The organism is Aeromonas sp. 25-AL00135 (genome assembly GCF_054052385.1).
The window spans coordinates 56618-82675 of the sequence record NZ_JBSTYQ010000021.1 but is presented as its reverse complement, the minus strand read 5'-3'; the positions used below and the strand labels follow the sequence as shown (position 1 = coordinate 82675).

Annotated in this window: 25 protein-coding genes; 19 read left to right on the top strand and 6 right to left on the bottom strand. The window is 57.6% G+C overall.

Annotated features, from left to right (window positions below):
- Nucleotides 1-154 precede the first annotated feature (154 nt).
- Nucleotides 155-3250 carry a ribonuclease E gene (rne, locus tag ACW5XC_RS17995; protein WP_042055070.1) on the bottom strand — a complete coding sequence of 1032 codons (3096 nt, stop codon included), beginning with the start codon at nt 3248-3250 and terminating at the stop codon, nt 155-157.
- A gap of 413 nt (nt 3251-3663) precedes the next feature.
- On the opposite strand from rne, the gene rluC reads away from it, so the two are divergent.
- Complete coding sequence (rluC, locus tag ACW5XC_RS17990) at nt 3664-4608, top strand: 23S rRNA pseudouridine(955/2504/2580) synthase RluC (RefSeq protein ID WP_005351815.1); 945 nt, start codon at nt 3664-3666, stop codon at nt 4606-4608.
- Nucleotides 4608-5270 carry an HAD family hydrolase gene (locus ACW5XC_RS17985; protein ID WP_042055067.1) on the top strand — a complete coding sequence of 221 codons (663 nt, stop codon included), beginning with the start codon at nt 4608-4610 and terminating at the stop codon, nt 5268-5270. The genes rluC and ACW5XC_RS17985 overlap by 1 nt, the downstream gene beginning before the upstream one ends.
- A gap of 100 nt (nt 5271-5370) precedes the next feature.
- Here ACW5XC_RS17985 and ACW5XC_RS17980 read toward each other — a convergent pair whose 3' ends face one another.
- Complete coding sequence (locus ACW5XC_RS17980) at nt 5371-5952, bottom strand: Maf family protein (protein ID WP_042055065.1); 582 nt, start codon at nt 5950-5952, stop codon at nt 5371-5373.
- Between the two features lie 118 nt (nt 5953-6070).
- Here ACW5XC_RS17980 and yceD point away from each other — a divergent pair, with 118 nt between their 5' ends.
- The 15 genes from yceD to ACW5XC_RS17905 all read left to right on the top strand — a co-directional run bounded on the left by yceD (nt 6071) and on the right by ACW5XC_RS17905 (nt 18255).
- Nucleotides 6071-6592, top strand: a complete 522-nt coding sequence (yceD, locus tag ACW5XC_RS17975) for a 23S rRNA accumulation protein YceD (protein WP_013723766.1) — start codon at nt 6071-6073, stop codon at nt 6590-6592.
- Nucleotides 6593-6611: 19 nt separating this feature from the next.
- Entirely contained in the window at nt 6612-6779 is a 168-nt protein-coding gene (gene rpmF, locus ACW5XC_RS17970) for a 50S ribosomal protein L32 (RefSeq protein WP_005300935.1), read from the top strand.
- Between the two features lie 9 nt (nt 6780-6788).
- The gene (gene plsX / locus ACW5XC_RS17965; protein WP_005351844.1) at nt 6789-7808 is read left to right on the top strand and encodes a phosphate acyltransferase PlsX; all 1020 of its coding nucleotides are present in this window, start codon (nt 6789-6791) and stop codon (nt 7806-7808) included.
- A 7-nt stretch (nt 7809-7815) separates the two neighbouring features.
- A complete protein-coding gene (locus tag ACW5XC_RS17960) occupies nt 7816-8775 on the top strand; it encodes a beta-ketoacyl-ACP synthase III (protein ID WP_042055063.1) in 960 nt (319 codons plus the stop codon).
- Nucleotides 8776-8846: 71 nt separating this feature from the next.
- A complete protein-coding gene (gene fabD, locus ACW5XC_RS17955; RefSeq protein ID WP_042055062.1) occupies nt 8847-9782 on the top strand; it encodes an ACP S-malonyltransferase in 936 nt (311 codons plus the stop codon).
- Between the two features lie 13 nt (nt 9783-9795).
- On the top strand, nt 9796-10530 hold the full coding sequence (gene fabG / locus ACW5XC_RS17950; protein ID WP_005333159.1) for a 3-oxoacyl-ACP reductase FabG: 735 nt from the start codon (nt 9796-9798) through the stop codon (nt 10528-10530).
- A 158-nt stretch (nt 10531-10688) separates the two neighbouring features.
- Nucleotides 10689-10925, top strand: coding sequence for an acyl carrier protein (gene acpP / locus ACW5XC_RS17945; protein ID WP_005300909.1), 237 nt, complete (start codon nt 10689-10691; stop codon nt 10923-10925).
- A gap of 82 nt (nt 10926-11007) precedes the next feature.
- Nucleotides 11008-12249 carry a beta-ketoacyl-ACP synthase II gene (gene fabF / locus ACW5XC_RS17940; RefSeq protein ID WP_005360452.1) on the top strand — a complete coding sequence of 414 codons (1242 nt, stop codon included), beginning with the start codon at nt 11008-11010 and terminating at the stop codon, nt 12247-12249.
- Between the two features lie 68 nt (nt 12250-12317).
- On the top strand, nt 12318-13124 hold the full coding sequence (gene pabC / locus ACW5XC_RS17935) for an aminodeoxychorismate lyase (protein ID WP_042055060.1): 807 nt from the start codon (nt 12318-12320) through the stop codon (nt 13122-13124).
- Nucleotides 13114-14115 (top strand): endolytic transglycosylase MltG, encoded by a 1002-nt coding sequence (gene mltG / locus ACW5XC_RS17930; protein WP_005333156.1) that lies wholly within the window; start codon nt 13114-13116, stop codon nt 14113-14115. The genes pabC and mltG overlap by 11 nt, the downstream gene beginning before the upstream one ends.
- On the top strand, nt 14115-14756 hold the full coding sequence (tmk, locus tag ACW5XC_RS17925; RefSeq protein ID WP_042055055.1) for a dTMP kinase: 642 nt from the start codon (nt 14115-14117) through the stop codon (nt 14754-14756). Before mltG ends, tmk begins: the two co-directional genes overlap by 1 nt.
- Nucleotides 14741-15688 carry a DNA polymerase III subunit delta' gene (gene holB / locus ACW5XC_RS17920; protein WP_042055054.1) on the top strand — a complete coding sequence of 316 codons (948 nt, stop codon included), beginning with the start codon at nt 14741-14743 and terminating at the stop codon, nt 15686-15688. Before tmk ends, holB begins: the two co-directional genes overlap by 16 nt.
- 25 nt (nt 15689-15713) lie before the next feature.
- Nucleotides 15714-16493 carry a TatD family hydrolase gene (locus ACW5XC_RS17915; protein ID WP_042055053.1) on the top strand — a complete coding sequence of 260 codons (780 nt, stop codon included), beginning with the start codon at nt 15714-15716 and terminating at the stop codon, nt 16491-16493.
- Nucleotides 16494-16779: 286 nt separating this feature from the next.
- Entirely contained in the window at nt 16780-17808 is a 1029-nt protein-coding gene (locus tag ACW5XC_RS17910; RefSeq protein ID WP_143182620.1) for a site-specific integrase, read from the top strand.
- A gap of 174 nt (nt 17809-17982) precedes the next feature.
- Nucleotides 17983-18255, top strand: a complete 273-nt coding sequence (locus ACW5XC_RS17905) for a RepB family protein (RefSeq protein WP_080771409.1) — start codon at nt 17983-17985, stop codon at nt 18253-18255.
- Between the two features lie 226 nt (nt 18256-18481).
- On the opposite strand, the gene rsmF is transcribed toward ACW5XC_RS17905, so the two are convergent.
- The 4 genes from rsmF to ACW5XC_RS17885 all read right to left on the bottom strand — a co-directional run bounded on the left by rsmF (nt 18482) and on the right by ACW5XC_RS17885 (nt 23877).
- A complete protein-coding gene (gene rsmF / locus ACW5XC_RS17900; RefSeq protein WP_042055050.1) occupies nt 18482-19912 on the bottom strand; it encodes a 16S rRNA (cytosine(1407)-C(5))-methyltransferase RsmF in 1431 nt (476 codons plus the stop codon).
- A 144-nt stretch (nt 19913-20056) separates the two neighbouring features.
- Nucleotides 20057-22609 (bottom strand): MlaD family protein, encoded by a 2553-nt coding sequence (locus tag ACW5XC_RS17895; protein ID WP_042055049.1) that lies wholly within the window; start codon nt 22607-22609, stop codon nt 20057-20059.
- Between the two features lie 55 nt (nt 22610-22664).
- The gene (locus ACW5XC_RS17890; protein ID WP_005333132.1) at nt 22665-23267 is read right to left on the bottom strand and encodes a paraquat-inducible protein A; all 603 of its coding nucleotides are present in this window, start codon (nt 23265-23267) and stop codon (nt 22665-22667) included.
- Nucleotides 23251-23877 carry a paraquat-inducible protein A gene (locus ACW5XC_RS17885; RefSeq protein ID WP_005345516.1) on the bottom strand — a complete coding sequence of 209 codons (627 nt, stop codon included), beginning with the start codon at nt 23875-23877 and terminating at the stop codon, nt 23251-23253. Before ACW5XC_RS17885 ends, ACW5XC_RS17890 begins: the two co-directional genes overlap by 17 nt.
- A 147-nt stretch (nt 23878-24024) precedes the next feature.
- Between ACW5XC_RS17885 and prpB the strand changes: the two genes are divergently transcribed.
- Together prpB and prpC are read left to right on the top strand one after the other, a co-directional pair.
- A complete protein-coding gene (gene prpB, locus ACW5XC_RS17880; protein WP_042055048.1) occupies nt 24025-24912 on the top strand; it encodes a methylisocitrate lyase in 888 nt (295 codons plus the stop codon).
- 10 nt (nt 24913-24922) lie between these two features.
- On the top strand, nt 24923-26050 hold the full coding sequence (gene prpC, locus ACW5XC_RS17875; RefSeq protein WP_042055047.1) for a bifunctional 2-methylcitrate synthase/citrate synthase: 1128 nt from the start codon (nt 24923-24925) through the stop codon (nt 26048-26050).
- Nucleotides 26051-26058 lie beyond the last annotated feature (8 nt).

Here is a 26058-nt window from a genome sequence, read left to right as displayed (position 1 = left end):
CGAGTAATCGCGCTGTGTCCGTTTCACACCTTGTCCCATCGGGTTCTCCATTTATTGGGGGGAAAGGTGTAAACCATATTCAGGACGGGACCCGAGAAATAAAAAAGCCACACCGGTTGGTGTGGCTTTTGTTTAGGGGGTCAACGCGGGTTGCTTAGGGGCGACCGGCCGGGCAGGTGGCCACGTTGACGGCGGCAGTGCTGCCACCATGACGACCTGATGTGCTCACTTCGTTGCGTACCAGCGGCGGGTAGTTAACCGGCTCACGAGCAGGCAGGGCAGGGGCTTCGGCAGGGGTTGCCATCGGCGCGGATGCTTTGCGGGCACGAGCCAGCAGGCCGGCACCGTGAGATACCTGTTTGGTAACGACCGGAGTCTCTTCCACCGCAACGGCAGCGACAGGTGCCGGGGCTTCGACAACAGCAACTGGCATTTCGACTGCAGCCGGTTCAGCTTCCACGACAGGAGTGCTGACAGCAGGGGCTTCTTCAACAACCTGAGCAGTTTCAACGACTTCAGTGGCAGCCATGTCGACAGCCGGAGCTGCGACAACGGCAACTTCCGGCTCTGCTGCAACCACGACTTCTGCGACAGCTGCAACAACCGGGCTAGCGGTCACATCGGTTTGAGTTGCTTCAACCTGGGCAGCAGCCTGCTCGGCAGCTTCTTCAGCAACGGCTTCGACAACCACATGCTCGGTCAGTGCCGCAGAGGCTTGCAGGGCAGCAGCGACGGCTTCAGCGCTCGGGATGGTAACAACAGGCACTACCGGTTCTTCAACCTGCGCTTTGGCAATATCTGCCTGGGCTGCGGTGGTCAGAGTGGTGGTATCTTGCTGTTCTTCGTCACGTTGGCTGCGGGCATCTTCGTTGATGCGCTTGCGGCGTTGGCCTTCGATGCGCTGGCTGCGCGGAGTACGGCGTGAACGGCGCTGGCCTTCACTCTGCTCTTCCTGCTCGTTACCCACGGTAGCATCGATCACTTCAGCTTGCGTTGGTACTTCGTCAACCGGCAGGGCAGGGGTGTCAGCAGCGGCGACATCGACGCGGATCTGCTTGCGCAGTTGGCGACGTTCGCGGCGCTCGGCCACTTTCTGCTCTTTTTCCTGACGTGGCTGGGCGGCAGCTGCATCAACGGCGTCTACCGCGTCAACAACGACTTCGGCGCGCGGCTCACGGGGAGCACGAGGTTCACGGGCAGGACGTGGCGCACGTTCCTGACGCGGTTCGCGAGGCTCGCGCTCCTGACGGGGTTCACGTTCCATGCGCTGTTCGCTGCGCACCTCACCACGAGCTTCACGCTCCTGACGCGGCTCGCGCTCTTTACGCGGACGGCGATTGCGGTTTTCACCACCTTCGCGGTTGCCGCCTTCACGCTTCTCGCCAGCTTCCGCATTGTTGCGGTTGCCACGATTGTCGTCACGACGAGGACGCTGACCACGGCCACGACCTTCTTCGCGCTGGTGACGTTGACCTTCATCCTTGCGTGCTTCACGAGCAGCAGGTTTCTCGGCGGACGCTTTTACGTCGGCAGGGGCTGCATCGCTGCTGAACAGGCCGGTAATGCCTTTGATCAGTTTGCTGAAGAAACCTGCTTCGGCAGGTGCAGCGGCAACGGCCGGGGCTGTCTGCTGCTGTGCTGCAACTGGCGCGGGTTGAGTCGGCTGGGCAAAGCCTTGCAGCAGCGGTTGCTCACGCTCGATCACCTGAGCTTGCTTCGGTTGGTAGACCGGCTTGGCAATCTCGGTTTTCAGCTCGTAGCTGGCCGCTTCCGGGATCTCGTTCTGACGAATGCGAGTCACTTCGTAGTGCGGGGTTTCCAGATGCTGGTTCGGAATGATGTAAACACGCACATCATTGCGCTGTTCCAGACTGGCGATGGCGGCACGCTTCTCGTTAAGCAGATATGCGGCCACATCAACCGGCACCTGACCGTGAACCTGCTCGGTGTTGTCCTTCATCGCCTCTTCTTCGATGAGACGCAGGATGGACAGGGCGAGAGATTCGTTGTCACGGATCACGCCTTGACCCTGGCAACGGGGGCAGATATGGCTGCTGGATTCATTGAGGGAGGGGCGCAGACGCTGGCGAGACATCTCCAGCAGACCGAAACGGGAGATCCGGCCCAGCTGGATGCGGGCCCGATCCTGATGAACCGCTTCACGCAGACGGTTTTCCACTTCGCGCTGATGGCGAACCGGGGTCATGTCGATGAAGTCGATTACGATCAGGCCACCCAAGTCGCGCAGACGCAATTGACGGGCAATTTCGTCGGCGGCTTCCAGGTTGGTTTGCAGCGCAGTCTCTTCGATATCGCCGCCCTTGGTGGCGCGGGAGGAGTTGATATCGATGGAGGTCAGTGCTTCGGTCGGATCGATAACGATGCTGCCGCCGGAGGGGAGGCGCACTTCACGCTGGAAGGCAGATTCGATCTGGCTCTCAATCTGGAAGTGGTTGAACAGGGCAACTTCACCCTTGTACAGCTTCACGCGGTTGAGGAAATCGGGACGTACCAGCTCGATATGGGCCTTGGCGCGTTCGAAAATCACCGGATTGTCGATCAGGATCTCGCCCACATCGCGACGCAGATAGTCACGGATGGCACGCACGATGACGTTGCTTTCCTGGTGGATCAGCACCGGCGCGGCGCGCTCCTGGGAGGCCTTGTGGATGGAGTCCCAGTGGTTGAGCAGAACGTTCAAATCCCACTCTAGCTCTTCTGGCGACTTGCCCACACCGGCGGTGCGCACGATCAGGCCCATGCCTTCCGGCACGGTCAATCCGCTCAGTGCTTCTTTCAGTTCAGTCCGCTCATCACCCTCGATGCGGCGGGAGATTCCACCGGCACGGGGGTTGTTGGGCATCAGTACCAGGTAGCTACCTGCCAGGCTGATAAAGGTGGTGAGGGCTGCACCCTTGGTGCCACGCTCTTCCTTGTCGATCTGGACGATAACTTCCTGACCTTCGCGGACCACTTCTTTGATGTTGGGACGACCCTGATAGGAGTAACCGGAGGGGAAGTAATTGCGGGCGATCTCCTTCAACGGCAGGAAACCGTGGCGCTCGGCGCCGTAGTCGACAAAAGCAGCTTCAAGGCTGGGTTCTACGCGGGTGATTTTACCCTTGTAAATGTTCGCTTTCTTCTGCTCGTGTCCCGGACTTTCAATATCCAAATCGTAGAGCTGTTGTCCGTCAACCAGCGCTACGCGCAACTCCTCTTCTTGAGTTGCGTTGATAAGCATTCTTTTCATTGAGTTCTCATTATTGTGTCATTTTGATTTCCTCCATCTGGGTCCTGCCAGCGCCGGCCTCGGGTCTTCAGCATACTGGGGCAACCTCCCGGTTGGGGTATGCATGAGGCGCAAACTAAGGGCGTTCTGGTCATCACTTCTCGAGAAGGAATGAATAAGGATGCCGAAATGGAGACAAATAAACGGTGATGTTTGTGTTCTCCATGCGTTGTACCTCGCACCCGGGAACCGTCATGTTCTTGTATACACGGTGTTTCGGGATTGGGTGGCATACTTTTTGGCCACTTAGTACAAGGCTTGAACACAATGACAAAACCTTGTTTATTATCCCATTTAAACCTCTTTTATAGCAAGGCGCCATTTTTCAACAAACCATGCAGCCAAGGGGCGCTGGCAGTGTTAAAATCCGCGCCATGACACAGATACAACAACAAGTGCAGCTGCTCACCATCGAAGCTGAGCATGACGGGCAGCGCATCGACAATTTTCTCAAGACTCAGCTAAAGGGCGTCCCCAAGAGCCTGATCTATCGCATCCTTCGCAAAGGCGAAGTGCGGGTAAACAAAAAGCGCATCAAACCGGAGTACAAACTCTGCGCAGGTGACGAGGTGCGGGTTCCCCCCGTGCGCGTTGCAGAGAAAAATGAGCTGCCTTCAGCCAACCTCGGAGTTATCCAGCGTCTGGAGAGCCAGATCCTGTTCGAAGACGATGCCATGATCGTGCTGAACAAGCCCTCCGGCATGGCAGTACACGGTGGCAGCGGTCTGAGCTTTGGCGTGATTGAAGGGCTGCGCGCCCTGCGGCCGGAAGCCCGCTTCCTCGAATTGGTTCATCGACTGGATCGCGACACCTCTGGTGTATTACTGGTTGCCAAGAAACGCAGCGCCCTGCGCAGCCTGCATGAGCAGTTGCGGGTCAAGACCATGCGCAAGCAGTATCTGGCGCTGGTGCGCGGCAAATGGCAGGCTCACGTCAAGGTGGTCAATGCCCCGCTGCGCAAAAACGATCTGCAGTCAGGTGAACGTGTAGTGCGGGTCAGCGCCGATGGCAAGCCCTCCGAAACCCGGTTCCGCATAGTGCGTCAATTTGCCGAAGCGACTCTGGTCGAGTGCAGCCCCATCACAGGCCGAACTCACCAGATCCGCGTGCACACCCTACATGCCGGTCACCCGATCGCCTGTGACGATAAGTACGGTGAAGCGGCGTTTGACGAGAAAATGCGCAGCCAAGGGCTAAAACGGCTCTTTTTGCATGCCTGGAAGCTCAGCTTCACCCATCCGGCCGATGGTCGCGAGATGCAGGTAGAAGCACCGCTGGCACCTGAACTCGACAACTTCCTCAACGGCTTGCCACGCTGATGCAGGATATCCGGCTCGCCATTTTCGATTGGGACGGCACCCTGATGGATTCGGTAGGCCGGATTGTTGCCTGTGTGCAAGGGGCCGCCAGAGATTGTGAGCTGGCGGTACCTGCACCGTCCCAGATCCGGCAGATTATCGGATTGAGCCTCGATGTCGCCATGTCCCGTCTGTTCCCCTTATGCAGTGGCAGTGGCGCCACCAGCGGTGAGCGCCAGATTGCCGCACTCATCGATCGCTATCGTCATCACTATCTGCACGATGCCACCCCCAGCCCGTTGTTTGCCGGGGCTGGGGAGTTGCTGCATGACTGGCAGTCACGAGGGCTGCAACTGGCCGTCGCGACCGGGAAATCACGCCGCGGGCTGGATCGGGTATTGGATGAAACCGGGCTACGCCCGTTGTTTGTGGCTAGCCGAGGGGCCGATGAGGCCCGCTCCAAGCCTGATCCGCTGATGCTTGAGCAGATCCTGGACGAGCTGGGGCTGTCACCCCGGCAGGCAGTAATGATCGGCGACTCTGTTCACGATATGGCGATGGCCGAGGCAATTGCCATGCCGCGCATCGGCGTTACTTGGGGTGTAGATAGCCGCGATGCCCTCAGTCGTCACGGGCCAGTGGCGGTAGTGGATTCTATGGCGGCTCTTCGCGGGCTGTTATAGACGCCTCTCTTTAAGAGACGTCGATCTGATTGATAACAGAAGCCCGGTCTATTGACCGGGCTTTTTATATGCTCGATCTAGCTTATCTATTCGTCCGCGATCAGGGCAGGGCAATACCGTGGCGCTCCAGCAGCTCGATCAGGCCGATCAGCGGCAGACCGATCAAGGCGTTAGGATCGCGCCCTTCCAGCCCCTTGAACAGCACGATCCCCATCCCTTCGCATTTGAAACTGCCCGCACAATCGAGGGGCAGTTCAGCCTCTACATAGCGGCGAATGGCGGCTTCATCGAGGTTGCGAAAATGGACGGTGAAAGGCTCCACCAGTTGATGAGCCTCACCGGTTGCGGCATTTACCACGCACAGGCCGGTGTAGAAGGTGACGCTGCGACCTTGAGCCGCCATCAGCTGGGCGATGGCATTGTCGATGGTGCCCGGTTTGCCGAGGATGTGATTATCGCAGACACACACCTGATCAGATCCGATGATCAAGCCGTGATCACGTTGCCCGGCGATGGCATCAGCCTTGGCACGAGCCAGTCTTGTCACCAGCGCCTCGGCGGATTCGCCAGCCAGCGGTTGCTCATCCACATCGGGGGCGGCACATTCAAAGGGGAGGCCGAGCTTATCCAGCAGGGCTTTGCGATAGCGAGAAGTTGAGGCGAGGATCAGATTCTGTGGCATAATCAGGTACCGATGAAAGCAAGTACCGGCATTCTAGGGACTTGTGACGTTAAAATCATCGGCGGTAAGGACTTTTTCCTTTGACTATCAGTTGTTGGACCTATATTATTCGCGCCCTATGCAAAAGGTGAAGTTGCCCGTTAAGGTTGATCCAGTCCGTAGTGCCTTGAAGCTACTCGATTACATCGGGATAGTGGAAAAGTCGCAGATGCCCAGGCTGGAGGAATCAACCGCTGGCTTGCAGAGTGATATCGATGTATCACTGCACTTTGGCAAAGATGTCCAGAAGTTGACCGTTATGAAAGGCACTGCCCATGCCAAGGTTGACCTGGTTTGCCAACGTTGTGGAGAGACATTCGAACACCTCTGTGAAGCTGAATTTATCTACACTCCGCTGTTCGAAAGAACAAACGAGGAAGAACTGCCGGAAGCTTATGAGCCCATTGAGTTGGACGAAAACGGCGAGATAGATCTTCATCAAATCCTGGAGGATGAGCTCATCCTCTCGTTGCCTCAAGTCGCAATGCATTCTCTGGATGCATGCCCGAGAGGAAACATGGAGATGACCTGGGGTGAAATCGAACCTGCTGATGAGCGGCCGAATCCCTTTGCAGTTCTTGAAGAGCTTAAACGTAAGTGAATTTAGGAGTTAGCCTACAATGGCCGTACAACAGAACCGTAAAACCCGTGCCAAGCGTGGCATGCGTCGTTCCCACGATGCGCTGACCACCGCTGCCCTGACTGTTGATCAGACCAGTGGCGAAATTCATCGTCGTCACCACGTGACTGCCGATGGTTTCTACCGCGGTAAAAAGGTAATCGCTTAAGGATTGCCTTTGTCTACGCAAACTGTCGCGCTAGACATCATGGGGGGAGATATTGGCCCCTCGGAAACAGTGCCTGCCGCCGTGCAGGCACTGTCTCTTTTACCCCAGCTAAAACTGATCCTGGTCGGCGACCAGCACCAGACCTCTTCTTTGCTGCAGCAACATGGCTTGCTGAATCATCCCCGCGTTCGTTTCGTGCATGCATCCCAGGTGGTTGGCATGGGCGATAAACCGATCGTGGCGTTGCGTACTCTGAAAGACTCCTCCATGCGGGTGGTACTCAATCTGGTGAAAGCCGGTGAGGCCGATGCCTGCGTCAGTGCCGGCAATACCGGTGCGTTGATGGCGATGGCCAAGTGCGTGCTCAAATCCCTGCCCGGGGTAGACAGACCCGCCCTCATCAAGGCGTTGCCGACATTGAGTGGCAAACGCACCGTGATGCTGGATCTAGGCGCCAACGTCAGTTGCGATGCGGATACCTTGCTGCAGTTTGCGGTGATGGGCTCCGTCGTGGCCGAAAAGGTAGAAGGCATTGCATCCCCCCGTGTTGCCTTGCTCAACATCGGCGAGGAGGAGATCAAGGGCAACGATCTGGTGCGCCACAGCGCCGAATTGTTGCGTCAGTGCCACGCGCTCAATTATGTCGGGTTTGTAGAAGGGGATCGCATCTTCAGCGGCGACAGCGACGTGATCGTCTGCGACGGTTTTGTCGGCAATGTCGCCCTCAAGACGGCAGAAGGGGTGGTGCGGATGATGGCCCAGCTGGCCGGATATCCCCGCAAGAAACGCACTTTTCTTGGCCGGATCGCCGGATTTATGTTCAAACGGCGTTTTTCTTACCTGAACCCCGACCAGTATAACGGAGCAAGTCTGTTAGGATTGCGCGGCATTGTGGTAAAAAGTCATGGGCGGGCCGAACGGCGCGCTCTGTGTAATGCGATCCTGCTGGCCGCACAAGAGGCCAAACATCAACTTCCACTGCAAATAGCAGATCGCCTTGAAGCTGTCTTCTCTGACAGGGATCTATAAGAACTCTATGCATAGCAAAATTCTGGGTACTGGCAGCTACCTGCCTAGTTCAGTGCGTACCAACGCCGATCTCGAGCAGATGGTTGAGACCAGTGATGAGTGGATCGTGGAACGCACCGGTATCCGTGAGCGCCGTATTGCCGGGGCTGACGAGACCGTTGCCACCCTCTCTTACCAGGCCGCCCTGCGTGCCCTGGATGCAGCAGGTCTGACCGCTGCCGATCTCGATATGATAGTGCTGGCGACCACCAGTGCTGAAAATGCCTTCCCGGCTGCTGCCTGCGAGCTGCAGGGGCTGCTCGGCGTACCGGGCATTCCTGCCTTTGACGTGGCTGCAGCCTGCGCAGGTTTCACCTACGCGCTCTCCATTGCCGATCAGTTCGTCAAATCCGGCGCCGCCCGCCATGTGCTGGTTGTCGGGGCCGATGTGCTCTCCCGCATGTGCGATCCGCAAGATCGCGGCACCATCATCCTGTTTGGTGACGGGGCAGGGGCTGTGATTGTCGGTGCCAGCGAGACGCCGGGCATCCTCTCTACCCATCTTCATGCCGATGGCCGTTATGGCGAGCTGCTCAAGCTGCCGCACCCTCGCCGCGGCATGCCGGGTGCCGAGCTCGAAGCCTACATGTATATGAAGGGCAACGATGTCTTCAAGGTCGCGGTCACCCGTCTGAGCGAGATCGTCACCGAAACGTTGGCAGCTGCCGGTATTGAACCGAGCGAGCTGGACTGGCTGGTGCCGCATCAAGCCAACTTCCGCATCATCAGCGCCACCGCCAAGAAGTTGGGTATGAGCCTCGATAACGTGGTACTGACCCTCGACAAGCACGGCAATACCTCTGCCGCTTCCGTTCCGGTCGCCTTTGACGAAGGGGTGCGGGATGGCCGGATCAAACCGGGTCAGCTGGTACTGCTGGAGGCCTTCGGCGGCGGTTTTGCCTGGGGCTCGGCGCTGGTTCGCCTCTGATCTTCGGCGGGATGGTGCGCCCATCATCCCGTCACCGATTTCATTTTTGTCTTATCTAAAAGGAATCAATGATGACCCAATTTGCCATTGCCTTCCCGGGACAAGGTTCCCAGTCCGTTGGCATGCTGGCCGAGCTGGCCGAACAACATGCCGTGATCAAGGAAACCTTCGCCGAGGCGAGCCAGGTGCTGGGTTATGACCTGTTTGCCCTGGTGATGGATGGTCCGGTTGAAGATCTGAACAAAACCTGGCGCACCCAGCCTGCGCTGCTGACTGCCTCTGTCGCCCTGTGGCGCCTGTGGCAACAGCAGGGTGGGGCAACTCCTGCCATGATGGCGGGTCACAGCCTGGGTGAGTACTCCGCGCTGGTTTGCTGCGGCGCACTCGATTTTGCCGATGCGGTCAAACTGGTCGAGCTGCGTGGTCTGGCCATGCAGGAAGCGGTACCGGAAGGCACCGGCGCCATGGCGGCCATCATCGGTCTGGATAACGAATCCATCGCCGCCAACTGCGAAAAAGCGGCACAAGGGCAGGTGGTCTCTCCGGTCAACTTCAACTCCCCAGGCCAAGTGGTTATCGCCGGTCACAAAGAGGCCGTTGAGCGCGCCAACGTGCTGATGAAAGAGTCGGGCGCCAAGCGTGCGCTGCCGCTGCCGGTCTCCGTGCCGTCTCACTGTGCGCTGATGAAACCTGCCGCAGAAAAACTGGCAGCTGCGCTGGACGGGATCGAGATCAAGGTTCCAACCATCGCGGTCATCAATAATGTCGACGTATCCTGTGAACAGGATCCGGCCGCCATCAAGCAAGCGCTGGTACGTCAGCTGTTCAGCCCGGTTCGTTGGACCGAGACTGTCGAGCGGATGGCCAATGAGGGCGTTACCCTCGAGATCGAGATGGGACCGGGCAAAGTGTTGACCGGGCTCGCCAAGCGCATCGACAAGCGCGTGGAAGGTATTCACGCCAACGATGCCGCCTCTTTCGAGCAGGCGCTGGCCCAGATCAAGTAAACAGGAGCAAGTGATGAGCTTTACCGATAAGGTTGTGTTGGTGACCGGTGCCAGTCGTGGTATCGGCCGTGCGATTGCCGAAACATTCGTGGCCCGTGGCGCGAAAGTGGTCGGTACGGCGACCAGCGAGAGCGGTGCCGAGGCGATCAGCGCCTATCTGGGCGAGAATGGTTGCGGCATGGCACTGAACGTGACCAGCCAGGAATCCATCGAAGCCGTCTTCGCCGCCATCAAGGCGCGCTTTGGCGACATCGACATCCTGATCAACAACGCGGGTATCACCCGTGACAACCTGTTGATGCGGATGAAAGATGACGAGTGGAACGAGATCATCGATACCAATCTGACCTCGCTTTACCGTCTGAGCAAACCGGTGTTGCGTGCCATGATGAAGAAACGTCACGGTCGCATCATCAGCATTGGCTCCGTGGTGGGAACCATGGGCAATGCCGGTCAGGTCAACTATGCTGCCGCCAAGGCCGGTCTGGTTGGTTTTACCAAATCGTTGGCGCGGGAAGTGGCATCCCGTGGTATCACAGTGAACGCGGTTGCTCCCGGTTTCATCGAAACCGACATGACCCGTGCCCTGAATGACGATCAACGTGCCGGCATCATGAGTCAGGTGCCTGCCGCCCGTTTGGGTGATCCAAAAGAAATTGCCGCAGCTGTGGTATTCTTGGCTTCTGATGAAGCAGCCTATATCACCGGCGAAACCCTGCATGTTAATGGCGGGATGTACATGGTGTAATCAATTTGTCGTAAGATCTGTTCAAATTTGCGATAGTACGCCGAAGTTTGGCACATTTCGTGGTTTGACCAGCGGCAAGCTACTTGCAAACTCACGTCAATTGAATAAACTACCCCAACCAGACGCAAATAGCGTATTTTTAAAGGAAAATTCAGGTCATGAGCAACATCGAAGAACGCGTAAAGAAAATCATCATCGAACAACTGGGTGTTAAAGAGGAAGACGTTAAGAACGCTGCCTCCTTCGTCGACGACCTGGGCGCTGACTCTTTGGATACCGTTGAACTGGTAATGGCGCTGGAAGAAGAATTCGATACCGAAATTCCTGATGAAGAAGCCGAGAAGATCACCACTGTTCAAGCGGCTATCGACTACATCACCGCTAATCAGGAATAAGTTCCTGTTCTGAAAGAAGCGGCCCAAGGGCCGCTTCTTTTGTATTTGTTCCTTTTCAAAACACCTCTCGGAGACTACCTCAGTGTCAAAACGCAGAGTCGTGGTGACCGGCTTGGGGATGCTTTCCCCGGTGGGTAACACTGCCGAATCCAGCTGGCAAGCACTGCTCAACGGGCAGAGCGGCATTTCCCTTATCGAACACTTTGATGCCAGCGAGTTTGCAACCCGCTTCGCAGGTCTGGTCAAGGATTTCGATCCCGAGCAGTACGGTATCAACCGTAAAGACGCTCGCAAGATGGATCTCTTCATTCAATACGGCATCGCGGCCGGTATGCAGGCGCTGGATGATTCCGGCCTGACCATCAATGAAGAGAATGCCGAACGTGTCGGCGTGGCGATTGGCTCCGGTATCGGCGGTCTGGGTCTGATTGAACAGAACCACGAAAGCTTGGTCAACGGTGGCCCGCGCAAGATCAGTCCCTTCTTCGTTCCGTCCACCATCATCAATATGGTGTCCGGTCATCTCTCAATCATGAAAGGTCTGCAAGGGCCGAACATCGCCGTGACCACCGCCTGTACCACTGGTACCCATGCCATCGGCATGGCTGGCCGGATGATCGCTTACGGTGATGCCGATGTGATGGTCGCCGGTGGTGCCGAGAAAGCCTCCACCGCGATGGGGATGGGTGGTTTTGCTGCCGCCAAGGCACTCTCCAACCGCAACGACGAGCCGCAAAAAGCGAGCCGTCCGTGGGATAAGGATCGCGACGGTTTTGTGCTGGGTGACGGTGCCGGTGTACTGGTGCTGGAAGAGTACGAACACGCCAAGGCCCGTGGCGCCAAGATCTATGCCGAGCTGGTCGGTTTTGGCATGAGCGGTGACGCGTACCACATGACTGCGCCTCCTGCAGATGGCAACGGTGGTGCTCGCGCCATGAAAAATGCTATCAAGGATGCCGGCATTGCCCCCGAGCAGATTGGTTACATCAACGCGCACGGCACCTCCACCCCGCTGGGTGATGTGGCTGAACTGCGTGGCATGAAGTCGGTGTTTGGTGAGCACGCCAAATCCCTGATGGTCAGCTCCACCAAGTCCATGACCGGTCACCTGTTGGGCGCCGCCGGTGCCATCGAGGCGATCATCACTGTGTTGGCCCTGCGTGATCAGGTGGCTCCGCCCACCATCAACCTGGACAACCCGGATGATGAGTGTGACCTGGATCTGGTGCCCCATGTGGCCAAGCCTGGCAGCTTCGAGTACGCCCTTTCCAACTCATTTGGTTTTGGCGGCACCAATGGCTCACTGATCTTCAAACGCGTATAATTTGCCGCAGGGCAAAGACACAGGCCCGATACTGCCGGTATCGGGCCTTTTTTATCGGAGGGATCCCTTTGCTTATCAATGGCATGAAGCTTGATACCATCTCGGCCCATGATCGGGGGCTGGTTTATGGTGACGGTCATTTCACCACCATGGCGGTCAGGGAGGGTCGCGTGTTGCAGTGGCCTGCCCATCTGGCACGGTTGCAGCTGGCCAACAACCGGCTGGGATTGGTTGAACCGGACTGGGATCTCCTGACTCGGGAGGTTGAAGAGATGGTGGCCGACCAGCCACAATGCGTGGCCAAGGTGATCCTGACCCGCGGCGAGGGGGGGCGGGGCTATGACGGCAGCGGATGTCAGCACACGACCCGGATAGTTAGTCTGGCGCCATTTCCCACTCACTATGGCCAGTGGCAACAGGAGGGGATCGAGATGGTGGTGTGCCACCAGCGGATCGGTGATGCGCCTATGCTGGCCGGGCTTAAAACCTTGAATCGTCTGGAGCAGGTATTGCTGAAAAGCGAACTTGTCAGCCGAAATGCAGTCGAAGGGATAGTGCTTAACAGTCGCGGTTTTCTGATTGAAGGGGTCAGTGCCAATCTGTTTTGGCGTCGGGGCAAGACGGTGTTTACGCCCGATCTCGCCCGCGGTGGTGTCGATGGCATCATGCGTCGCCAGGTGATGGCGATGTTGAAACAGATGAGTATTGAGTTGCGTGTGGTAGAGGCTCCGCTGGAGTCACTATGGCAGGCGGAAGAGGTGTGGCTCACCAATACCCTGATGGGGGTCGTGCCGGTCAATGGCATCGAGGATATTCATTATCCCCCAGCGGTATTGAGTCGCCGTTTACAGGAGCGTTTGGTCATTGAAGTTTAATCGGCTTTACACCCTGCTCGCGGGGGCGGCACTGACGGTTGCCGCTGCCGGGGGCTATGTACATTACAAATGGCAACAGGTAGAGACGCTCACCAACAAGGGGCCGACCCGGCTCTTTACGGTGGAGAAGGGCGCCCATGCGGCGCGCCTGATCGCCGAACTGGGTGAGGGGGAAACCAGCCCCTGGGCGGTGCGGCTCTGGCTGCGTAGCCATCCCGAACTGGTGGCCATCAAATCGGGCACCTACGAAATCAAGGAAGGTGCCCCCCTCAAGGAGACCCTCTCTCTGTTCGCATCGGGTAAGGAGTTTCACTTCAGCCTCACCTTCGTCGAAGGTTCCCGTTTCGAGGATTGGCAGAAGCAGCTCTCCAGCGCCCCATACCTTGAGCGATTGACTGTTGAGCAATCCGAAGCCGACTTGGCGCAGGAGCTCGGCATCGAGAATGGCAAGCTGGAGGGGTGGTTCCTGCCGGAAACCTACGCTTATACCACCCATGCCAGCGATCTCTCGATCCTGCGTCGCGCCCATCAGGATATGGAGACTTTCCTGCAGCAGAGCTGGGAGAAACGTCAGGCCAACCTGCCTTACAAAACGCCCTATGAGGCGTTGATCATGGCTTCCATCATCGAGAAAGAGACTGGCCAGCCGGACGAGCGGGCGCAGATCGCCTCCGTATTCGTCAACCGTCTGCGTCTGGGCATGAAGTTGCAAACCGATCCCACCGTCATTTACGGGGTGAAGGATCGCTACGACGGCAACATTCGCCGCAGTGATCTGACCGACAAGAATCCCTACAACACTTATGTGATCGACGGTCTGCCGCCCACGCCCATCGCCATGCCGGGCAAGGCCTCCATCGAAGCAGCGCTCAACCCCAAATCGACCGACTATCTCTACTTTGTCGCCAAGGGGGGCGGTGCCCACTATTTCTCCAAGACCCTCGATGAACACAATCGGGCGGTTCGCGAATACATATTGAAGAAACCCTAATGTCTAAATTTATTGTGATCGAAGGATTGGAAGGGGCAGGGAAGAGCTCGGCTGTTCGTTATGTGACCGACTATCTGCAGCGCCACGGCATCAACCGGATCGAGTGCACCCGCGAGCCGGGTGGTACGCCGTTGGCCGAGCGGATGCGGGCCATCGTCAAAGAGGTGCACGACGAGCGCCTCACCATCGAGGCGGAATTGCTGCTGATGTATGCCTCCCGGGTACAACTGGTGGAGACCCGCATCAAACCCGCACTGGCCGACGGTGTCTGGGTGGTGGGGGATCGCCACGATCTCTCCTCCCAGGCCTATCAGGGTGGCGGCCGTGGTATCGATGCCCAGCTTATCGGTGCCATCAAGCAGGCGGTGCTTGGCAATTTCAAGCCGGATCTCACCCTCTATCTCGATATCGATCCTGCCCTTGGCTTGCAGCGTGCTCGCCATCGCGGCGAGCTGGATCGCATCGAACTGGAGCAACTGAGCTTCTTCGAGCGTACCCGAACTCGTTATCTCGAACTGGCCGCCACGGATGATTCCATTGTGGTGATCGATGCGGCGCAAACGCCGGAACAGGTCAAAGCTGCCATCGAGTGTGTATTGGATCACTATCTGTCGAACGAACCGCTATGTATCCCTGGCTGATCCCTGACTGGCATGCCCTGAGCCAGACGGCCCAGTCCGGTCGTCTCGGCCACGCCTGGTTGTTGCTGGGCGATCCCGGTCTTGGCAAGGAACAACTTGCCGAGCGGCTGGCGCGTTTGCACCTTTGCCAGCAACCGGATCGCGGAGAGCCGTGCGGTCAGTGCCACTCTTGCCAACTGTTTGACAAGGGCAACCACCCGGATCTCGGCACCATAACTCGCGACAGCAAGACCATCGGGGTCGAGGCCATTCGCGAGATCTGCACCCGGCTGCAGGGCTCTGCCCAGCTCGGCCGTGGCAAGGTGGTGATCATTCCTGATGCGGAACGGATGACCGAATCGGCAGCCAATGCCCTGCTGAAAACCCTGGAAGAGCCGGCCGGCGACAGCTTGCTGTTGCTGATCGCTTCCCAGGTTTCCCGGTTGCTTCCCACCATTCTTAGTCGCTGTCACAAACATGTCTGTCAATTGCCTGCGGAAGGGGAAACAGTACGCTGGTTGGCCGAGCAGGGCCATCAGGCCACTCTGGCTCAGGTGCGGATCTGTCAGGGGGCCCCGCTGCGGGTACTCGACTATATCGAGCAGCAACAGGACGGGACTCGCCGGGAATTGCTGGAACAGTTTGTCGCCCTGAGTCAAAGTCCGGTCAAGGCGACAGCACTGTGCAGCCAGCTTGGTCAGGAGACGCAGGTCAGGTTGCACTGGTTGCAGCTCTTTTTGTGCGATGCCCTGAAAACCCAGGCCGGATGTGGTCACCATCAGCTGGCAATGCCGGATCTGGCAATCTTGAGTCAGCGGTTGGCGGAGCAGCACTCCAGCGAAAAATTGCTGGAAGCAGAACAAGGTCTGGTTGCCCTCAAGGCCGCTTGCCAGCCGGGGCAGCTCTCCAATCCCACCATCCATTTGATGAACTGGCTCAGTCGCTGGTTATAAGTACCGACAAGCAGAAAGGTTGTATATGTTACTCGTTGATTCCCACTGTCATCTCGATCGCCTCAGCTATGGCAGCAAGCAGACCAGCATGGCCGATGTACTTGCCAAGGCCGCGAAACTGGACGTGGGATATTTTCTCTGTGTCAGTGTGACTCAGGCACAGTTCCCGACCATGCTCGAGGCGATCGCTCCCTATCCCCAGGTGTTTGCCTCTTGCGGGGTACATCCGCTCAATCAGGAACCCGGTGTCGATGCCGAGTTGCTGCTCAAGCAAGCTGCCGATCCACGTGTGGTGGCCATCGGTGAGACCGGTCTCGATTACTTTTACTCGCCCGAGAATAAGGAAGTTCAGCAAGCCTCTTTCCGCGAACATATCCGGGTTGCTCGCGCGCTGAACAAGCCGCTGATCATCCACACTCGCGATGCTCAACAAGATACCTTGCAGATCATGCGTGAAGAGGGCGCTGATCAGGTTGGCGGTGTGCTGCACTGTTTCACCGAGTCTCTCGAGATGGCGCAAGCCGCGATGGCGATGGGGTTCTATATCTCCATCTCCGGGATCGCCACCTTCAAAAATGCGTCTGCACTGCAAGAGGTGGTCAAGGTACTTCCCCTCGACAGATTGCTGGTCGAAACCGACTCGCCCTATCTTGCCCCCGTGCCGCATCGGGGGAGGGAGAACGAACCCGCCTTTGTGCGAGACGTTGCGCAGTTTATTGCCGATCTGCGTCATATTCCGCTTAATGAATTGGCAGAAGCCACCAGCTGGAATTTCTTTGAACTATTCAAGCTGGCGAAAAAATAATCCCCAAGCCCCGCTATTCGGGGCTTTTTATATTTCAAATACCAAGCTGATTACCCACGTGAATATCAACGCCGAGCTACGTTATCTCTCACTTCTTCCTGCCAATTTTACTTTTTCGTTTCTGCCAAACTGGGTTGAATGATATTCCTATGTTTCCTTTATTCAGCGTGGTCAAAGGGTATTAAAACAAGATGTTCTAAGTATCGATAATATTCATTATCGATACTTGATGTATGGGAAGGATCCTGTAAGATCCTATCAAACTTCATATGAATCATAGAGTTCCGTGGCATATCCAACCTTGTCCAATCCGTCTCATCAGTCACTGCAGACTGTTTTCGATGCGCAGTTAAATAGTCGGGCACGCCGCTTTTTGCGCAGTGCAAAAGCGGATTCCACCCTCAATGCCTATCAGGCGGATACCCGTATTTTTGTCTTCTGGTGCCAATTACACGGGCTTGATCCGCTGCAAACGACCCATCACGACATCATGAACTTTCTCGCTGATCAGGCTGACGGCGTATTGGCCGACTGGGTATGGCTGGATAAAGAGGAGGGAAAAGGGAAGCTGCGCAATGGTGAACCTCGTAAACCGGCAACCTTGGTGAGACGGCTTGCCGGGATCCGTTATGCCTTCAAGCAGAAAGGCATTCACCCCATGCCCACCGAACATCCCGAAATCAAGGAGATGATGCGCGGTATTGTCAGGTTGGGGGATAACCGCAAGCGCAAAACCGGCGCCCTGACGCTGCAACCATTGACCCAGGTGCTGGATGGCATCGACACCGGTGATCTGGCTGGCTTGCGTGATCACACCCTGCTGCTCTTGATGTTCAGTGGCGCCTTGCGCCGCTCGGAAGCAGCCCGAATTGAGGTGAGCGATCTCGATTTTGTGGGGCAGGGGATCCGCCTTCGCCTCAAACCGAGCAAGCATCAGCTGCATGAAACCGAGATAGCCCTGATCCCGGGCAAGCAATATTGTCCTGTGTCGGCACTGCAAAAGTGGCTACACAAAAGCCGGATCAGCGAGGGGCCGCTATTTCGGCGCATGAACCGCTGGGGCCAATTGATGGCCGAACCACTCGGCCCCCAGGGCATCAATCTGATGATCAAGCGCCGAACCGGCCAAACCATTGACGATCTTTATGTCAGTGGTCATAGCCTGCGGCGCGGATTTATCACCTCGGCGGTGACTGCCGGCAAGCCGATGAACAAGATCATCGAGGTAACGCGCCACAAGGATATGCGAACCCTGCAGGAGTACTTCGATGACGCCCATAAGTTCTCCGATCATGCCCTAGATGGTTTGCTTTGACATAACTGCGTCACTTCATTTTTTATGTTAAATGATATCTTGTTGATCTGATGATATATTTGTCTCGCAAGCCAACAGCCCAAGAGGGAAGGGCCACCTTCCAATTTATAATGGCATGTCATGAGAGATAACAAACCCGGAAATGGAACATCGCAAGGACATATGAGCCAAGAAATGACAGGGCGTGAAGTGCAAGAGGCGGGTCCCCAAAACAATGCCGAGCGGCAGCGCCAACATGTAAAACGCAAGCAGGAGACCCATACCCGGCTGCAATGCTGGATCAGCAATCGCCACGCAGAGCGATTGGCCGCTCTGGGTCTTCATCTCGAAGACAGTCAGGCATCACTTATCGAGCAGGCGATCGATCTGCTCTACCAACATGAGCTGGGTAGAGAACCTCCGTTTGAAAACAGAGTCGCCATACAGGTCGAAGAGACTGTTGGATAGACACAAAAGTGAAGTAACAGCGATACGTGAAGAGATAAAAAAAGCCAGGTACGAATTCCTTGTACCTGGCATAGGGGAATTGGCTCCTTGCAGAGCCGTGCGCTAACTGGTGTTCGGATTGCCTTAAGCTTAGACAAGGCTCAAGGCTTTTCAAGATCCGAAGAAAAGTTCAACCAGAGTGTGGGTATTTCAGACTCGTTCAAGTGCTGATGCACCGAAAGGCCCACTACGCATTGAACAGATTGTTGTCACGCACCAACTCACGGGGGAGGGCATTCTTGACCCGACTCCCCACCCATTTCCCCATGCCCAGGGTATGCCCCTGATAGCGGACGATCACCTCGCCAGCGCCAGCATCCTGCTCTGGCCAGACGTCCCGTCCCATCATGAATTCCCGCGCATTGGCGCTATCCAGCTCGACCACGCCCTTGCTCGCTTTATCGCCATAGGCCAGTGCCCACTCATGAGTGAGGCGATAACCTTTCTTGAAGGTTTCGGCCAACTTGATGCCGATGCGATCGAAACGCAACTTGCCCTGCACCTGATCAAACCGCTGGGGGAAGAGCCAGATCTCGTCATTGCGGCCAAACAGCTGACCCTGCGGTGCCACCCCGAAGTTGGCTTCGATCTCGCGCAATATGGGTTCCGCCTCTTTGGCAGGAAGCGGCGCAAAAGGGAATTTACCCAGCTTGCCCGGCTTGAACATGGTGTTGGGCACCGAGTGATGCTTGCGCAATCTGGCGACGAAAAAGCCTTCACTGTCGAAGATTTGGGGCCAAACGTGCAGGTATCCTTCGGATGTACAAGCTTGCTCTGCATGAGGGAACAGGTCAGCCAACGAGTCAAAACTCAAGGCATCGCCAAACTTGTCCAGCAGGGATTGGCAGACAGCCTGATTCTCCTGCTCACTCAAGGTACAGGTGGAGTAGACCAGTACGCCACCCGGTTTCAAAGCATGGAAGGCGCTCTCCAGTAATCCTTGTTGCACCGCCGCAATCTCGTCGATGCTCTCGATGCTCCAGTTGCGCAGCGCATCTTCATCCTTGCGCACCGTCCCTTCACCGGAGCAGGGGGCATCGAGCAGGATGGCATCGAAGGTCTCCGGCAACCACTGGCCAAATACCTTGGCATCAAAATGGGTCATGCCCACATTGGTCACACCGCAGCGCTGGATATTGGCGCTGAGCACTTTCAACCGGCTGCTGGAAAACTCGTTGGCAACCAACATCCCCTGATTGTTCATCAAGGCGGCTATCTGGGTGGTCTTGGAGCCGGGGGCCGCCGCCGCATCCAGCAACATGCCATCCGCTTTGATCTTGTCGCTGGCAAAGAGTGCCGTCACCGGCAGCATGGAGCTCGCTTCCTGAATGTAGAAGAGCCCGCTCAAGTGCTCGGCGGTGTTGCCAAGTGGGACAGTTTCATCGCTGCGGGTGAGCCAGAAGCCGGTATCACACCAGGGGACAGGGTCAAGCTGCCAACCCAGTGGCTCCATCAGGGCGACGAAATCCGAGACGGCGATCTTCAAGGTGTTGACCCGAATGCTGCGGCGCAGCGGACGTCGACAACTGGCCACAAACTCATCCATCGAGAGATGGGCCGGCATGATGGCCGCAATGTGGCGTAAAAAGTAATCGGGAAGGAAGGTGTTGTCGTGCACTGTGCCGTCTCGTTGACCGAAAAAGAGGGGCGATATCCTACCACAAGGCTAAGAATATTCTGAATCTGAACCCTATCAACAAGCACCGGAATATAAAAAAGCCCGGCACTGTGCCGGGCTTGGATGAGATACAAAGTGAAGAGATCAGGGCTGGATGCGCGGGCTCCACTCCAACCACTCTTTCTCGGCCTTGCCGTAGAGCGGATAGCTGTGGCCCGCTCTGACGGTTGACCCCATTTCTCTCTCCGGCGTATTGAAAGCAATGCCGCCGGCCAACAGACTCTGCACCGTCTCCACTTCGATGGTGCCGCCAGTCAGGCCGATATCCGCCTTGACCCCGGAGACATTCCAGAAACGGGAGTTGGCCCGCACCAAATGGGCATACTCCTGATCGACGTTAACGTCGATCACCACCTCGCTACCATCCCGAGTCAGCGCCACCTTGGTGACACTGCCCACCACCATCTTGCGAAACAGCAGCGGGCTACCGACGCTCAGGCCATTGACGGAGGGGCTCTTGAGGGTCAGGGCCAGACCCAGAGGACCGGTCTGACTCAAAGGGAAACGATCTTTGCCAGCGCCTTTACCGGGTTGTGCTTCTACAAACGCCCCCTTGATCAGGGTATCGAGGTGAGCGACACCGCCCAGCCCCAGCTTGGCCTGCACCAGAGTAAAGCGGGCGCCGGACTGCAGGAAACGCTCGGCATAGTGGCCATCGAGTTCGGCCTTGAAGATCACCTGACCCAGAGACGGCTCCAACTCGATCTCTTCAATTTTGCCGATATCGACCCCACGATAGCGGATCGGGCTGCCAATCCCGAGCCCCGGATTGCTATCTGCTACCAGTGACAGCTGGCGCACCTTGGCCTTGGCTTGCTCCCTGGAATCGAACAGTTGATGGCTGCTGCGGCCATTGGCCAGCCAGTCGAACTCGATGGCGCCGCGCAGCAGGGTACCGAGGTTGCCCACCTTGACCTGCACCCCATCGACCCGCACCTTGGTGTCGATGGCCGGTTTTTTCCAAAACTGGGGTTGCTGGGCGAGGAGGGGAGCATAGACGCCATCAATTTCTAGCTCGATCTCGACCCCCTCTTTGGCGGCGCGCAGCTGCTTGACCTTGCCCGCTTCCAGCCCCAGATAGAGCACAGGCGATCCAATGCCGATGCCATCGGCCTGATCTGCCTTGAGCAACCAGCGCTGGGGCTTGGCATTACGGGTGCCGAGCAGTGCCAGCTCCTGACTCGGGTAGAGACGGTTAATCCGCTCGCCACTGCTGGCTTGTACCAGCTTGATCCCGCCCCCCAACCAGGCACTGGCCGGACTGGTTTCTACTTTGATGCCGCTCAGATCGGCATCGATCTGCAACGGGGTGGCGCGATAGAAGCGGGCACGGTTGAGCAGATGACCATAGTTCGGCGCCATCACCAGCTCGACGCTGGCATTGCCGCGCGCATCCAGGGTGAGCTGGCTGATACGGCCCACCTGCAATCCCTTGTACCAGACAGGTGCATCCTGATTGAGCCCCGCCAGATCGTCAGCCTGCAGCGTCACCTTGGTGCCGCTCTGGGGCGCGCGATCGGTCAGGGTCATCTTCTGTACCGGTTTGCCCGCTACATAGTCGAGGCGAATGGCCGGGCCGGAGAGCAGGCGATCTGCATGCTGCACGCCGGTCGCGGAGAGGGAGACGCTCTCCCACACCAGTTGACTCTTGTCGGTAATGCGATAAGCCTGCTCCGGGTTGATCAGCGCTGTGACCACACGGCCTTTGTCGGTGAGGCGAATGGGGTCGATACGACCGATCTCGATCCCCTCATAGAGGATGGGCATCCCCTCCTTGACCGGGAGATCACCAGCCGCAATGTCGATACGCGCACCGCGCGCTGCTTCCGCCAGCCCTTTATAGAGGACGAAAGTCTGTCCCTTCTCCGGCTCCGGTGAATCTTTGGGCGAGTCAAAGGCAATGCCGCCGCTCAGAATGGAGGTGAGGCTGCCGGTCTCCACGCTGACGCCAGCCAGACTGAAGGAGCCCTTGATGCCACTGATGTTCCAGAAGCGGGTATCGGCTTTGACCAGATGTTCGAAACGCGGCTCGATCACCAGATCCAGAATGACGTTCTGGTTGTCCTGACCCAGGCGCGTATTGATGACGCTGCCCACCTCGATACCGCGGAAATAGAGCTTGGCGCCAATCCCCACCGACCCCAGCGAATCGGCGGTCAGGTGCAGCATGCGACCCTGAGCCTGATAGCCGGGAGGAGGGCCCTCCAGTGCATCGAAGGTCTCCTCCAGCGGATTGCTTTCACGCCCCGGTTGCAGGTTTATGTAGTTGCCGGAGACCAGGGTATCAAGGCCGGAGATCTCGGTGAGCGACGCCTTGGGGCTCACCAGCCAGAAGTCGGATCCCTTGCGGATCAGCGGTCTGGCACGGCTGTCAATCTTGGCCATCACCGCAATCTTGCGGCCATCTTCAGCCAGCTCCAGCTCTTGCACCACGCCGATGGCCACCCCCTGATAACGAACCTGGGTTTTACCCGGCAAGATGCCGTTGCCCTGGGCGAAGTTGATCTGGATAAGCTGGCCACGGCTCAATACCTGCTGATAGAGAAAGCCACCTGCCAGCAGCAGGGCTATCAGGGGTAACAGCCAGACCGGCGATAACCAGCGGCGCTTTTCGATGACGGGTTCAGCCCCGATCATAGTGACTCCTTATTGGCTGGATTAAACAGCGCATCAGACAAAAACAGAGAAATCATTAACGGGCCGCCTTGTCCCACAGTAAACGGGTATCGAGCATGCGGGCCGACATCATGGTCAGCACCACCACACCGGCAAAGGCGGTGGCCCCCGGGCCTGCGCGGACACTCAGCAGCACACCCCGATCGACCAGTGCCACCATCAGCGAAATCACGAACAAGTCCAGCATCGACCAGCGACCGATAAAATCGATCACCCGATACATCACCAGTTGGCGCTTGCGCCGCACCGGTTTGGCCCGCTGCAACTGCCAGCAGATCCAGCCCAGCCCCAATATCTTGCCCACGGGTACCAGTATGCTGGCGGTGAGGACTATGGTGGCAATCCCGCTCATTTTGCTGCGATAGAGCATCATGATACCGCTGAAGATGGTATCTGACTGCAGTAACCCCTTGTTGTAGAAATGGGTAATGGGCAACAGATTGGCAGGCAACAACATGAAGGTGGCGAGCGCCAGCAAGCCCCACGACCAGGCGAGGGAGCGGGGGATGCGCACCTGCAATTTGCTGCTGCAACGGGGGCAGACTGCCCCGGCTTGATAGCGCACCAGCAGACCGCAGGTATGGCAGCGGCAGAGTCCCATCTCACGGGCGCTGGTCATGTTCCGGCTCCTTTAACGGGATCCGCGCCCAGTAGGGGGCGGGGTCAAACAGGATCAGCAGGGTCATGTTGAGCAGCATCAAAATACCGAGGCTGAGCAACCCGCCACCGAGGCGCACATCGGCGATGTCGATCAGTTTGAACAGGGCAACCAGCAGGCTGACGATATAGACCTCCAGCATGGCCCAGTGGCGAAACACCTCGACCAGCTTCAAAGTGACGGGAAGAATGTGCCAACGTTTGGCCAGACCCGAAGCCAGCACAAAGATCCCCGCCAATAATCCCACTGGCGCCAACACGGCGCACCAGAGCACCAGGCTGGCCACCCACCATTCTCCCTCGCCAAACAGCACCAGAATACCGCGCAGCAGGTCGGCGTCGGTATTGACCCCAGCCAGCCGCAGATAGATCAGCGGTTCAAAAAAGGCGGAGGGCAGCAGCAGAAATCCGGTGATGGTCAGGGCCATCAACTGGGAGGGACGAAAGGCATAACGGCCATAGAGATGTTGATGACATCGCGGGCAGTGGGCATGGCGACGCAGCGGCAGTGCTTTGCGCTGGATCAGCAAGTCGCACGCCGGACAGACAATTACGGAACCGGGCTCCATCATACAATTCAACCTGTTGAAGGAATTGGTGAAATTTACCCTAAAACCGGTTTCCTGTCTTGCCTGCGGCCAGAATGTTACGAAAGTATAGTTGACGTTAACGTAAACGTGATATTAGATAGCCAGACTAGACAGGTGAAAGGAGTCATGATGTCCAGTTTGTCCCCCTCGGCAGGCCTGCGCTTTCGCACCGCCCTTGCCAATGAACATCCCCTGCAGATCGTCGGCACCATCAATGCCTATATGGCGCTGATGGCCGAGCGCAGCGGTTTTCAAGCTATTTATCTTTCAGGTGCCGGAGTGGCCAATGCCTCCTACGGCTTGCCGGATCTCGGTATGACCTCCCTCAACGACGTGCTGATCGATGCCGAACGGATAACTGCTGCGACCCGTGTGCCGCTGTTGGTCGATATCGATACCGGCTGGGGCGGGGCATTCAATATCGCCCGCACCATTCGCGCGTTCGAGCGAGCCGGGGTTGCCGCCGTCCATATGGAAGATCAGGTGGCCCAAAAGCGCTGCGGCCACCGTCCCAACAAGGCGGTGGTCACGCTGGAGGAGATGTGCGATCGCATCAAGGCAGCAGTGGATGCCCGCGAGAATAGCGAGTTCGTCATTATGGCCCGCACCGATGCACTGGCGGTGGAGGGGATGGAGTCTGCTCTTGAACGCACCGCTGCCTATGTGGCCGCCGGTGCCGACATGATCTTCGCCGAAGCGGTGACCGAGCTTGCCCAGTACGACCAGTTCAAGCTGGCGGCCAAAGTGCCGATCCTCGCCAACATGACCGAGTTCGGCAAAACCGAGCTGTTTGACAAAGAGCAACTGGCCGCCTACGGGGTCGACATGGTGCTCTACCCCTTAAGTGCCAACCGCGCAGCCAATCAGGCCGCCCTCAACGTCTATCACCATATTCGCCAGGATGGCCATCAACGGGCCGTCGTGGAGACCATGCAGACCCGGGAGTCGCTCTACGACTTCCTCGGATATCACCACTACGAGCAGACACTGGATCGTCTGTTTACAGCCAAGGAATAGGAGGCAGCTTATGGGACAGCAAAAACCGTTGGGCGGGGCCGGTCTGCGCGGTCAAAGCGCAGGGGAGACCAGTATCTGCACAGTAGGCAAGAGCGGCACTGGTCTTACCTATCGCGGCTATGACATCAAGGAGCTGGCCGACAGCGCTCAGTTCGAGGAGGTCGCCTATCTGCTGCTCAAGGGGGAATTGCCCGGTGAGCAGCAGCTTGACGCCTACAAGCGCGAACTGCGTCGCCTGCGCACCTTGCCCCTGCCGCTGCTGGAGGTACTGGAGCGCATTCCCGCCGATGCCCATCCCATGGATGTGCTGCGCACTGGCTGCTCCATGCTCGGCGATCTGGAGCCGGAAGATGGTTTCGAGCATGAGCATGAAGTGGCGGATCGGCTGCTGGCCGCCTTTCCGGGCATTCTGATCTACTGGTACAAGTTCAGTCACGAGGGCGTTCGCATCGCCCTAGATACCGATGAAGAGTGTATCGGTGGCCATTTCCTCGCGCTGCTGCACCAGAAAGCGCCGAGCGAGCTGGAGCGTCGGGTGATGCATGTCTCCCTCATCCTCTACGCCGAGCATGAGTTCAACGCCTCCACCTTTGCGGCGCGGGTTTGCGCCTCGACGCTCTCTGACATGTTCTCCTGTATCACCGCCGCCATCGGCACCTTGCGTGGCCCGCTCCACGGCGGTGCCAACGAGGCGGCCATGGCGATGATTGAAGATTGGCAAGACGAGGCGCAGGCAAGGCGCGAACTGCTGGCCAAGCTGGCGGCCAAGGAGAAGATCATGGGCTTTGGCCACGCCATCTACCGCACTTCTGATCCGCGCAACGTCATCATCAAGGAGTGGTCGGCCAAGCTTGCCGAGGCGGTGGGTGATGATCGCCTCTATCGCGTCTCCTGCGAGGCGGAGAAGGTGATGTGGGAAGAGAAAGAGCTCTTTCCCAACGCCGACTTCTTCCACGCCAGCGCCTATCACTACATGGGGATCCCGACCAAGCTGTTCACGCCTATCTTCGTCTGCTCGCGGGTCACCGGCTGGTGCGCCCACGTGATGGAGCAGCGCGAGCACAACCGGATCATCCGTCCGAGCGCCGATTATGTCGGCCCGGCCCCCCGTCACTTTGTCTCTCTACAACAACGATAAGGAAATCA